At 72.4% G+C, this 12,115-nt stretch carries 8 protein-coding genes; 4 read left to right on the top strand and 4 right to left on the bottom strand.

Annotated features, from left to right (window positions below):
• Positions 1 to 89: 89 nt before the first annotated feature.
• Both D4B81_RS10545 and D4B81_RS10540 read left to right on the top strand, forming a co-directional pair.
• Positions 90 to 1,523: a GntP family permease gene (locus D4B81_RS10545; protein ID WP_202613666.1), complete on the top strand. Its 1,434-nt coding sequence runs from the start codon at positions 90 to 92 to the stop codon at positions 1,521 to 1,523.
• 99 nt (positions 1,524 to 1,622) lie between these two features.
• Positions 1,623 to 2,150, top strand: a complete 528-nt coding sequence (locus D4B81_RS10540; protein ID WP_122262578.1) for a gluconokinase — start codon at positions 1,623 to 1,625, stop codon at positions 2,148 to 2,150.
• On the opposite strand, the gene D4B81_RS10535 is transcribed toward D4B81_RS10540, so the two are convergent.
• Positions 2,147 to 3,376, bottom strand: coding sequence for an amidohydrolase family protein (locus tag D4B81_RS10535; RefSeq protein WP_122262576.1), 1,230 nt, complete (start codon positions 3,374 to 3,376; stop codon positions 2,147 to 2,149). The genes D4B81_RS10540 and D4B81_RS10535 overlap by 4 nt on opposite strands.
• Before the next feature lie 90 nt (positions 3,377 to 3,466).
• Here D4B81_RS10535 and D4B81_RS10530 point away from each other — a divergent pair, with 90 nt between their 5' ends.
• Entirely contained in the window at positions 3,467 to 5,194 is a 1,728-nt protein-coding gene (locus D4B81_RS10530) for an alpha-glucosidase (protein WP_122262574.1), read from the top strand.
• A 16-nt stretch (positions 5,195 to 5,210) separates the two neighbouring features.
• Here the strand turns inward: D4B81_RS10530 and D4B81_RS10525 are convergent, their stop codons facing one another.
• Together D4B81_RS10525 and D4B81_RS10520 are read right to left on the bottom strand one after the other, a co-directional pair.
• Positions 5,211 to 6,170 (bottom strand): TIGR03885 family FMN-dependent LLM class oxidoreductase, encoded by a 960-nt coding sequence (locus D4B81_RS10525; RefSeq protein ID WP_122262749.1) that lies wholly within the window; start codon positions 6,168 to 6,170, stop codon positions 5,211 to 5,213.
• On the bottom strand, positions 6,167 to 7,846 hold the full coding sequence (locus D4B81_RS10520) for an alpha-amylase family protein (protein WP_122262572.1): 1,680 nt from the start codon (positions 7,844 to 7,846) through the stop codon (positions 6,167 to 6,169). The genes D4B81_RS10525 and D4B81_RS10520 overlap by 4 nt, the downstream gene beginning before the upstream one ends.
• 91 nt (positions 7,847 to 7,937) lie before the next feature.
• On the opposite strand from D4B81_RS10520, the gene D4B81_RS10515 reads away from it, so the two are divergent.
• Complete coding sequence (locus D4B81_RS10515; protein ID WP_161965118.1) at positions 7,938 to 10,607, top strand: ATP-binding protein; 2,670 nt, start codon at positions 7,938 to 7,940, stop codon at positions 10,605 to 10,607.
• Positions 10,608 to 10,789: 182 nt separating this feature from the next.
• On the opposite strand, the gene D4B81_RS10510 is transcribed toward D4B81_RS10515, so the two are convergent.
• Positions 10,790 to 12,058, bottom strand: coding sequence for an SPFH domain-containing protein (locus tag D4B81_RS10510; RefSeq protein ID WP_122262568.1), 1,269 nt, complete (start codon positions 12,056 to 12,058; stop codon positions 10,790 to 10,792).
• Positions 12,059 to 12,115: the final 57 nt, after the last annotated feature.

Below are 12,115 nucleotides of genomic sequence, written 5' to 3'. Positions count from 1 at the left end.
GCCGGGCGCGCGGCGCGTGGCGACGCGACGGACGGGCCGGTCCGGTCTACGTTGGGCGGACCCGAACCAGGAGGTCCGTCGTGGAACCCATGGAGCCGGTGCACTCAGCGGGAGTGCTCCTCCTCATCGCCGCCGTCGCCGTCGCGGTGCTGCTCTTCCTCATCATCAAGCTGCGGTGGCACGCGTTCGTCGCGCTGCTGGTCATCAGCCTGCTCACCGGCATCGCGGCGGGGATCCCGCTCGGTGAGCTCGCAGGCGTCGCGACGGGATTCTTCGGGACCACCCTGGGCTCGGTCGCGCTGCTCGTCGGTCTCGGCGCGATGATCGGCCGCCTGCTCGAGGTCACGGGCGGTGCGCAGGTGCTCGCCGACACGCTCATCAACAGGTTCGGGGAGAAGCGGGCCGGGTTCGCGCTCGGGATCGCGGCGCTGCTCTTCGGGCTGCCGATCTTCTTCGACGCCGGCCTCGTCGTCTTCCTGCCCATCATCTTCTCGGTGGCCCGCAGGTTCGGCGGCTCGGTGCTGATCTACGCCATCCCCGCGGCCGGGGCGTTCGCGGCGATGCACGCCATCGTCCCGCCGCACCCCGGTCCGGTCACCGCCGCGACCGAGCTGCAGGGGTCGGTCGGCCTGACGATGCTCGTGGGCATCCCGGTCGCCTTCGCGTCCTGGTACGTCGGCGTCTACCTCTTCACCCAGGTCTACGCGGGCAAGGTGATGGTGCCGATCAACGACAGCTTCCTGCGTGGTGGGGTCTCCGGCGAGCCGTCCGACCTCGACGACCCGGACGACGACGCCCGCGCCGAGCGGATCCGGCGGCGCGAGGAGGAGGTCACGCCCCCCGCCTTCGGCCTGGTGCTCGGGCTGCTCCTGCTCCCGCTGCTGCTCATCGCCTTCAACACGGGCATCTCCACGCTGCGTCAGGCGGGGGTGGCCCCGGAGGACAACCTGGTCCTCGACGCGCTGGTGTTCATCGGGCAGACCCCGGTCGCGCTGCTCATCACCCTCCTCGTCGCGATCTACACCCTGGGGATGCGGGCGGGCTCGCCGGCCACGATCGAGACCATCCTCAACGACGCCCTCGGCCCGATCTGCGCGATCATCCTCATCACCGGCGCGGGCGGCATGTTCGGCGGCGTGCTGCGCTACTCCGGCATCGGCGCCGCCCTCTCCGACGGCCTCGCCGACCTGGGCCTGCCGCTCATCGTCAGCGCCTTCGTCATCTCCACGCTGCTGCGGGTCGCGCAGGGGTCGGCGACGGTGGCGCTGACGACCACGGCGGGCCTGCTGTCCACCGCCGTCATCGCGGCCGACCTGTCCGACCTCAAGGTGGTCTGCCTGGTGCTCGCCATCGCCGCGGGTGCGACGGTGCTCTCCCACGTCAACGACTCCGGCTTCTGGCTGGTGAGCCGGTTCTTCGGGATGGACGTCAAGACCACGCTGCGGACCTGGACGGTGATGGAGACCACACTGGGCCTGGCGATCTTCGTCATCGCCGTCCTGCTGTGGTTCGTCTTCCCCTGACCCGTCGGGCCGGCCGCAACACCTGGCAACCGGGTCCCCGGTGTGGCGGGGCTGCCTAGGCTGGGGTGGAACCGCCCGTCCCGCTCGAGAGGAGACCGCGTGAGCCCGGTCGTCGACCCCGTCGCCGGGGTGCCGCTGCACCTCATCGTCATGGGGGTGTCGGGCACCGGGAAGAGCACCATCGCCCGGGCCCTCAACGACCGGCTGGGCTGGGAGTTCGCCGAGGGCGACGACTACCACCCGCAGGCCAACGTGGAGAAGATGGCGAGCGGCCGGCCGCTCGTGGACGAGGACCGCTGGCCGTGGCTGCGCACGCTCACCGCCTGGACGGCGGAGCGCGACGCCCGCGGCGAGAGCACGGTGCTCACCTGCTCGGCGCTCAAGCACACCTACCGCGAGCTGCTCCGCGAGGGCGGGGCCGGCACCTACTTCGTCCACCTGGTCGGTGACAAGGGCCTGCTCCTGGAGCGCATGGGCTCGCGTGAGCACTTCATGCCGTCCTCGCTGCTGGAGTCGCAGCTGGACACCCTGGAGGACCTCGACGCCGACGAGCGCGGCATGACCGTGGACGTGGCCAACCCGCCGGAGCGCATCGCGCGGATGGTGCTCGCGCAGCTCGACCTCTAGACCAGCTCCAGACCCTCGGCGACGACCCGCCCCCGGTGCAGGACCGTGCGGTCCGGAGACCGGTCCATCACCGCCGCCGTGGGTGTCTCGCCGGCGAGCAGCACCAGGTCCGCACGGTCGCCGACCGCCACCCCCGGGCGGTCGCCCACGCCGTCCAGCCGCCCGAGCGACCGGTCCATGATGGTGGCGCCGCCCCGGGTGGCCACGGCCAGGCAGTGCTCGACGAGCTCGTCGCGGCGGAAACCGTGCGTGAACGCCAGCTGCCAGGTGCGGTCGAGCATGTCGGCGTTGCCGTAGGGTGACCAGTAGTCCCGCTGCCCGTCCTCGCCGAGGCCCACCCGCACCCCCTGCCCGGCGAGCAGCTCCAGCGGGAGGGTCTGCCGACCGCCGGGGGCCACGGTGGCGGTCGCGACGTCCGCCTCGGCGAGCCGCTCGACGAGGTCCCGGGTCTGACGCTCCGTCCCGTCCCACAACCCGTACCCGTGCGAGATCAGCACGTTGCCCTGCATGCCCAGCGCGACCGTGCGCTCCAGGACGAGGTCGGCGGAGAACCGTCCCAGCTCGCCGGGCTCGTGCAGGTGCACGTCCACGGGCACGCCATACCGCTCCGCGAGGCCGAAGACGATGTCGAGGTGCCGGACCGGGTCGCGGTCCAGGCTGCACGGGTCGATGCCGCCGACGACGTCGGCGCCCGCGCGGAGGGCGTCCTCGAGCACCTGTGCCGATCCCTCCTCGCGGAGCAGCCCGGCCTGCGGGAAGGCGATGACCTGCACCTCCGCGCGCTCGCGGTGGGCCTCGCGCGCCGCGAGCACGGCCTCGAGGCGCTCCAGCCCGGCATCGACGTCCACCTGGGCGAAGGAGCGCACGCGGGTGGTGCCACGGGCCACCATCAGACCGAGGGTGCGCTCGACCCGCTCGACGATGCCGACCTCGGCCGTGCGCCAGTGCGCCCGGTCGTTCAGCATCAGCTCCCAGACCCCCGTGCCACCGGTGTGCGGCCGGAACGGCAGCCCCAGACGGGTCGAGTCCAGGTGGACGTGCACGTCCGCGAACGCCGGGAGCAGCAGACGGCCCCGTCCCCGCAGGTCGGCGGTATGCCGTTCCGCCACCTCGGCGGAGGCGCTGCCGGTCCCCCCGGCGGCCGGGCGGACCTCGGCCACCACCTCTCCCTCGAGCCGCACGTCGGACAGGTCGCCGCCCCAGGGGCGCACGTCACGGATCCACATGCCCCCACCCTAGGAACGGGCGGGCCCGGTGCCGTGGCCGGGTGGCCGCCACCTACGGGTGACGGGCGCGCACCGCATACCCTGCTGGGCATGCTCTCCGACGACCTGCCCCGGGACTGGTGGAAGCGCGCCGTCGTCTACCACGTCTACCCCCGCAGCTTCTCCGACAGCGACGGTGACGGCGTGGGAGACCTGCGCGGCGTGATCTCGCGGCTCGCCCACCTGCAGCGCCTTGGCGTGGACGTCCTGTGGCTGGGGCCGGTCTACCGCTCCCCGCAGGACGACAACGGCTACGACATCAGCGACTACCAGGACGTGGACCCGCTCTTCGGCACGCTCGCGGACCTGGACGAGCTGATCGCCCGGGCGCACGAGCACGGGATCCGGGTGCTCATGGACCTCGTCGTCAACCACACCTCCGACGAGCACGCGTGGTTCGTCGACTCGCGTTCGTCGCGCACCAGCGACCGCCGCGACTGGTACGTCTGGCGCCCCCCGCGGGAGGGGCACGTCGGCGGCGAGCCCGGGGCCGAACCCAACAACTGGGGCTCGTTCTTCTCGGGCTCGGCCTGGGAGTGGGACGCGGCGACGGGGGAGTACTACCTGCACCTGTTCAGCCGCAAGCAGCCGGACCTCGACTGGGAGAACCCGTCCGTGCGCGAGGCGGTCTTCACGATGATGCGCTGGTGGCTGGACCGGGGTGTCGACGGCTTCCGGATGGACGTCATCAACCTCATCGACAAGCCGGAGGGGTTGCCCGACGGCGAGCTGCGGCCCGGCGACCTGTGGGGGCAGATGTTCCCGCTCGTCGCCACCGGACCGCGGGTGCACGACCACCTGCAGCAGATGCACCGGGAGGTCTTCGCCGACCACCCCCGGGCCTTCCTCACCGTCGGCGAGATGCCCGGGGTGACGGCCGAGGAGGCGCGCCTGTTCACCGACCCGGCGCGGGACGAGGTGGACATGGTGTTCCAGTTCGAGCACGTGGACCTCGGCGGGGGACCGGGCGGGAAGTTCGACAGGGTCCCCATGGGGATGCCGCAGCTGAGGGAGAACCTCATGCACTGGCAGGTCGAGCTGGCCGAGGTCGGGTGGAACTCCCTGTACTGGAACAACCACGACCAGCCTCGCGTCGTGTCGCGCTTCGGCGACGACGACCCCGCGTGGCGGGAGCGCTCGGCCAGGACTCTGGCCACCGTGCTGCACACGCTGCGCGGGACGCCCTACGTCTACCAGGGGGAGGAGCTGGGTATGACGAACGTCCCCTTCTCCTCGCCCGCCGACTTCCGCGACATCGAGTCGCTCAACTACGTCCGCGAGCAGACGGCGGCCGGGGTGCCGTTCGAGGACCTGCTGCCCGGGCTGCGGGCGGTGGGCCGCGACAACGCGCGCACCCCGGTGCAGTGGAGCGGTGCGCCGCACGCCGGTTTCACGACGGGGGAGCCGTGGATCCCGGTGGCGCCCGGACACGCGGAGGTCAACGCCGAGTCGCAGGTCGGCGTCGAGGGGTCGGTCCTGGAGCACTACCGGGCGCTCATCGCCCTGCGGCACGACGAGCGCGCCGTGTCGCACGGCACGGTCACCCCGCTGGCCATGGACCACCCTGACCTGTGGGCGTTCGCACGCGGGCACGAGGGCACGCGCCTGCTCACCCTGGCGTCCTTCACCCGGGAACCGGTACGGGTGCCGGCCGACCTGCTCGCGGGCTGGCAGGACGCCGAGGTCCTCGTGCCGACCTCGCAGGAGGCGGCGCGGTCGGTGCTCGCCGACGGCGTGCTGCCTGGCTGGGAGTCGGTCGTGCTGCGTCTGCGCGGCTGAGCGCGCACGGCACACCTCAGCCGCGCAGCGCCGGCAGCACCTGCTCCCCGAAGGCGTCGATGAACCGCTCCTGCTCCTGACCGACGTGGTGCAGGTAGATGTCGTCGAAGCCCAGGTCGGCGTACTCCTGGATCCACGCCCGGTGCTGCCCGAGGTCGGCGGAGACGCGGACCACCTCGCGCACCGCCTCGGCACTGACGTGCTCGGCCATCAGGTCGAAGGCCCCCGGGACGGGGGTGTCCCAGTTGACCGGCTCGCCGAACACCCCGGCGCGCCACTGGTCGTGCGCGACCGCCTCGGCCTCCTCGTCGGTCGGTGCCCAGGACAGGTGCACCTGCAGCGCCGCGCGGCCGGTCCCGCCGGCGTCCCGGTATGCCGCGAGCAGCTCGCGCAGGGTGTCGTGCGGCTGGTTGAGGGTGACCAGGCCGTCCGCCCAGCGGGCCACCCGGGCCGCCGACTCGACGGACGCGGCGGGCCCGACGAGCAGGGGCACCGGGTCGGCCCGCTCCCAGACGCGGGCGCGGTCGAGCGTGACGAGCCCGTCGTGGGTGACCTCCTCGCCCTCGAGGAGCCGCCGGATGACGTCGACGCACTCCTCCAGGCGGCGGGTACGGACCTCCTTGACCGGCCAGCGGTCACCGGTGACGTGCTCGTTCATGTCCTCACCGCTGCCGAGCGCCACCCAGAAGCGGCCGGGGAACATCTGGCCGAGGGTGGCGATCTTCTGGGCGTGGACCGCCGGGTGGTAGCGCTGGCCGGGGGCCGACACGCAGCCGAGGTCGAGGTCGGTGGTGGCCAGGGCCGCCCCGAGCCAGGACCAGGTGTAGCCGGAGTGCCCCTGGCTCGTCGTCCAGGGCGAGAGGTGGTCGGAGCACATGGCCATGTCGAAACCGGCGCGCTCCGCGTGCTGGACGTCGAGGAGCAGCTGCCGGGGCGAGATCTGCTCGTGCGAGGCGTGGAAGCCGAGGCGCATCACGGCACCGCCAGGTCGCCGGCGCGGCGGACGCGGAGCCATCGCACGCCATACCCCTCGAGGGGGGAGACGATCTCCGGCGCCGGGTCGACCACCTCGTGGGTGCGCAGGTCCACGACCCGCGGGTCGTCGCCGAAGCCCTCGCAGGAGACGGTCACGGTGACCGGGTCCGGGCCGAGGTTGTGCAGCGCGATCACCGCCGTCTGCTCCAGGGAGAGCCGGTGCGCGAGCACCGCCGGGCCGCCGTCGTGCTCGAGGACGGTGAGGTCGCCCCAGCCGAGCTCGGGGCAGGCGTGCCGGATCTTGATCAGCTCACGGACCCAGGACAGGAGCGAGGACGGGTCGTGGAGCTGGTCCATGACGTTGACGTGCTCGGGCCCGTAGCCGTCGCCGACGACGGCCTGGACGAGCCGGGAGGGGGCGGCCGAGGAGAAGCCGCCGTTCTTCGTCGCGCTCCACTGCATGGGCGTGCGGACCGCCATCCGGCCCTCGGCCGCGAGGTCCTCGCCCATCCCGATCTCCTCGCCGTAGAAGAGCGTGGGGGTCCCGGGGAGGGAGAACAGGAGCGAGTAGGCCATCCGGACCCGTCTCGGGTCACCGCCCATCATCGTCGGGAGCCGGCGCTTGAGGCCGCGCCCGTAGACCTGCATCTCCTTCTCGGGGCCGAACGCGTCGAAGACCTCCTGGCGCTCGGCGTCGCTGAGCTTGTCCAGGGTGAGCTCGTCGTGGTTGCGCAGGAACGTCGCCCACTGGTTCGTGCGGTGCAGCACCGGACGTTCCTGCAGGGCGGTGACGAGCGGCCCGGCGTCCTGGCGGGCCATCGACAGGTAGGTCGCCTGCATCCCGATGAAGTCGAACTGCATGTGGAACTCGTCGGCGGACTCCCCGCCGAAGAACGCCAGCTGGTCCTGGTGCGCCAGGTTGACCTCCCCGAGCGTCATCGCGTCGCCGCGCCGCAGCTGGATGAAGTCGCGCAGCGTGCGCATGAAGGCGTGCGGGTCGACCGCGTCCTCCGCGCCCTCCTTGGCGGGCTCCTGGGCGAAGAACGGCACGCCGTCCACCCGGAAGCCGTCGAAGCCGAGCTCCAACCAGAAGCCGACCGCCCGGAGCAGCTCGGCCACCACCTCGGGGTGGTCGAGGTTGAGGTCGGGCTGGTGCTTGTAGAAGTGGTGGAGGTACCACTCGCCGGTCTTGTCGTCCTTGGTCCAGATCGCGTCCTCCTTGTCGGGGAAGACAACCTGGTCGGTGGTGTCGCCGGGCTCGTCGGCCCGCCACACGTAGTAGTCCCGGTAGGGGTTCTTGGCCGGGTCCTGCTCCGCGCGCGACCGGCGGAACCAGGGGTGCCGGTCGCTGGTGTGGTTGACCACGAGGTCGGCGACGACCCGCATCCCGCGGTCGTGCGCGAGGCGCAGCAGCTCGACCATCCGGCCCAGGTCACCGAGCCGCTCGTCGACGCCCAGGTAGTCCTGGACGTCGTAGCCGTCGTCCCGGTCGGGGCTGGGGTAGAAGGGCATGAGCCACAGGCAGGTGATGCCCAGGTCGGCCAGGTAGTCGATGCGCTGGGCCAGTCCCTCGAGGTCGCCGACCCCGTCGCCGTCGGCGTCGAGGAAGGTCTCGACGTCGAGGCAGTAGATGACCGCGCTCTTCCACCACAGGTCGCTGGTGTCGGTGATCCGCATGGACCCACCCTTTCCGATGCGCCTTCCGTTCACAACCGCAGGATCAGCCGGACGGCTGCCCACGGGGGTGGTGGTGGCCTATCGTGGGGCGATGGGGACAGCGTCCTCCTCGCCGGCCGGCGGTCGGCTCCCGGAAGGTGTCGTGACCTTCCTGTTCACCGACATCGAGGGGTCGACGCTGCTGCTCCGTCGGCTGGGTGACGACTACGCCGGCGTGCTCGGGACGCACCAGCACCTGCTGCGCGAGGTGTTCGAACGGCACCACGGGGTGGAGATCGACACCCAGGGCGACTCGTTCTTCGTCGTCTTCCCCTCGGCCCGGGAGTCCGTCACCGCGGCGCGGGAGGCGCAGGAGTCGCTGCACCGCCAGGCCTGGCCCGAGGGGGTGGTCGTCCGCGTGCGGATGGGGCTGCACACCGGCGAGCCGCTGGTCGTCGACGGCCAGTACGTCGGCATCGACGTCCACCGTGCCGCCCGGATCGCCGCCGCGGGGCACGGCGGTCAGGTGCTCCTCTCGGCCCGCACCGTGGAGCTCTCGGGGGCGGCCCCGGTCAAGGACCTCGGCGAGCACCGGCTCAAGGACCTGGACGGGCCCGAGCACCTCTACCAGCTCCGGATCGACGGGCTTGCGGACACCTTCCCCCCGCTGGCGTCCCTGGGTACCCCCACGAACGTCCCGCACCATCTCGGCGGTCTCGTCGGGAGGGTCGGCGAGCGGCGCGAGCTGCACGCGATGCTCGGGGACCCGGCCGTCCGGCTGGTCACGCTGACCGGGACGGGCGGTGTCGGCAAGACCAGGCTGGCGGCGGCCGTCGCGCTGGAGACGTCCGAGCTGTTCCCCGACGGCAGCTACCTGGTGGACCTCACGTCGCTGAGCGCGGCCGAGCAGCTGCCCGCGGCGATCGCGACCGCGCTGGAGCTGCCCGCCGAGCCGGGCGCGGCGATGGGGACCAGGCTTCAGCACCACCTGGCCCACCGCCGGATGCTGCTGCTGCTCGACAACTTCGAACGGGTCCTCCCGGCGGCCGTGACCGTGTCGCACCTGCTCGAGGCCAGCACCCTGCTCACGGTGCTGGTGACCAGCCGGGTGAGCCTCGGCGTCCACGGTGAGTACGAGTTCCCTGTCGACACGCTCTCGCTGCCGTCGGGGACGTCCCTCGCCGAGGTGAGGGAGAGCGAGGCCGTGACGCTCTTCGTGCGACGCGCGACCCAGGCCCGACCCGCGTTCGAGCTGACCCAGGAGAACGCCGCCGCGGTGGCCGAGGTGTGCCGCCTGCTCGACGGTCTGCCCCTGGCCATCGAGCTCGCCGCCGCCCGGACCAAGCTGTTCACCCCCCAGGCGCTGGTGCGGCGTCTCGACGACCGGCTGTCGGTGCTCAGCGGTGGCGCCGCCGACGCACCCTCGCGGCACCGGACCCTGAGGGCGGCGATCGACTGGAGCTTCGAGCTGCTGTCCCCCGACGAGCGTGGCTTCTTCTCCGACCTGTCGGTCTTCGTCGCCGGTGCGGGTCTCGAGGCGATCGAGGCGGTGGCGCCGGTGACGGACGGCGATCCCGCCCAGCTGCTGGAGTCCCTGGTCAACCACAGCCTCGTCCGGCAACGCGAGGTGCACGGCGAGGTCCGCTTCACGATGCTGGACGTGCTGCGCCAGTACGCCCTGGAGGTCGCGGGCGCCGACCCGCATCGGCTGCGCTCGGTCCGGGTCAGGCATGCGGACTACTTCCTCGACCTCATCACGAGGGTCGGGCACGCCGACCAGGGCGGTCTCACGCAGGAGGAGCGCGTGCTCGGCGAGGAGCGCGACAACCTGCGCTCGGCGCTGCAGTTCTGCCTCGACGAGGCGGCCCGCGGCGACAGCTCCGCGGGGGACCGGGCCGTCGCCCTGGCGGGGAGGATGGCCCGGCACTGGTACGTGCACGGTCAGGCCCGTGAGGGCATCAGGCTGCTGGACGAGGCGCTGGCCTCCGCACCCCACCCGCCCGCCGAGGACGAGGCACGGGCCCTGCACATGCTGGGCGTGCTCCTCCAGCACGCCGGTCAGGCCGACCGGGCGGTGCAGGTGCTGGACCGGGCGCTGGACCTCTTCCGTGCCACCGGGGACCGGGAGCGGGAGGCGTCCAGCCTGAACAGCCTGGGCGCCGCGCTCCGCTGCGTGTGCCGTCCCCGCGAGGCGGAGGAGCGGCTGCGCGAGTCGGCGGTGCTCCAGCGGGAGCTGGACCGCCCGGGCGGGCTGATCAACGTCAACAACAACCTGGGGATCCTGCTCGTGGACCAGGGCCGCACCGACCAGGCGCGCAGGCTGTTCGCCGACAACCTGGTCCTGGACCGCGGACGTGACGACGTGTGGGGTGCGGCGTGCTCGATGCTCAACCTCGCCCTGACGTACGTCCTGGACGGCGACGTGGGGACGGCCGGCCCACTGCTCGACGAGGCCCTCCGCTCCTTCCTCGCGGAGGACGACCCCGACGGGGCTGCCGAGACCATCGAGACGTGCGTGGGCGTGGCGGTCACGCGGGGGCTGTGGGCCGCGGGAGTGCGTCTCGCCGCGGTCGCCGACGCCGCGCGGCGTCGCGAGGGACTCGTCAGCGACGGGCCCGACCGGGTGTTCATCGACCGGTGGACCGACCGCTGCCGGGAGGAGCTCACGCCCCAGGCGTTCGCCCGGGCCTGGGCGGAGGGCTCGCAGATGACCCTGGCGCAGGCGGCCGCCTTCGCCCGGCGCACGGTCCTGCCACACCCGACGGGGCCGCCACCCACGTGAGTGGCGCGTGCGCGCCATACCGGGGGGACGGCGTGCGCGGCCACCCAGGTGAGTGGCGCGTGCACGCCATACCGACAGGGTCGTGCCGATGCCACCCACGTGAGTGGCGCGCGCACCGCGCTCGGGACAAGGACGGGCACGCCCCACCCGGCTGGGTGAGGCGTGCCCGGAGCGTGCGGTGGTCAGCCCTGGCGGTTGGGGCGGTTGTGCTCCCAGGAGGAGGTCTCGCCCTCGGCCCGCTGCCAGGAGTGCTGCGGGTCGTACGGGGCGGCCTCGGGAGCGGACTCGGTCTCGGGCAGCGGCTCGAGCCCGGTCTGCTGGCCGGCCTCGCCCTGGTGCTGGGCGGCCCGGGCCTTCTGGGCCGCCGCGTCGACGGCCGCCGAGGAGTCCTGGCGGCCACGGGTGGAGGACTCGGCGTCGCGGGTGGCGTCCTCGGCCTCGGCCCTCGCGCGGCGCAGCGCCTCGCGGGGGTCCTCCAGGGTGGGGGTGTCCATGTCGTCGTAGGTCACCTGGCCGGCATCGGCGCGCAGCCCGATGGAGGGCCCGTCGAGCCCGCTCTCGACGTTGCTGCCGCCGCCGAGCGCCTTGCCGATGCCCGAGAGCGCGGCGGTGAGCTCGGTGGGGACGACCCACATCTGGTTGGACTCGCCCTTGGCGATCTCCGGCAGCATCTGGAGGTACTGGTAGGCCAGCAGCTTGCTGTCGGGGTTGCCCTTGTGGATGGCGTCGAAGACCTGCAGGATCGCGCGGGCCTCACCCTGCGCCTCGAGGATGGCCGACTGGGCCGTACCCTCGGCGCGCAGGATCTGGGCCTGCTTGTCACCCTCGGCGGTGAGGATCTGCGACTGCTTGACGCCCTCCGCGTTGAGGATGGTCGCGCGACGGTCGCGCTCGGCGCGCATCTGCTTCTCCATCGAGTCCTGCACGGAGGCGGGCGGGTCGATGGCCTTGAGCTCGACGCGGTTGACGCGGATGCCCCAGCGGCCGGTGGCCTCGTCGAGGACGCCGCGCAGCTGGCCGTTGATCATGTCGCGGCTGGTCAGCGTCTGCTCGAGGTCGAGGGAGCCGATGACGTTGCGCAGCGTGGTGACGGTGAGCTGCTCGATGCCCTGGATGTAGTTGGCGATCTCGTACGTCGCGGCCCGGGGGTCGGTCGGCTGGAAGTAGATGACGGTGTCGATGGAGACGACCAGGTTGTCGCTGGTGATCACCGGCTGCGGCGGGAAGCTGACGACCTGCTCGCGCAGGTCGACCACCGAGCGGGGCCGGTCGATGAAGGGGATCAGGAAGTGCAGACCGGCGTCGAGCGTCCGGTCGTACTTGCCCAGCCGCTCCACGATGACGCTCGTGGCCTGCGGCACGATGCGGATCGCGCGGGCGATGGCGGTGATGATGAACAGCGCCACGAGGGCGACGACGAACCAGACGATCAGGCTCACGGGATCTGGCATTGAGATCTCTCCTTCAGTTGGGCAGTCAGGTCAGGTGCGGGTATGACGCGGGCCGGG

It is taken from the genome of Ornithinimicrobium cerasi, from assembly GCF_003702705.1.
Classification (GTDB): domain Bacteria; phylum Actinomycetota; class Actinomycetes; order Actinomycetales; family Dermatophilaceae; genus Ornithinicoccus; species Ornithinicoccus cerasi.
Note: the sequence above shows the minus strand (reverse complement) of the source record. Positions and strands in the feature narration are given on the sequence as shown.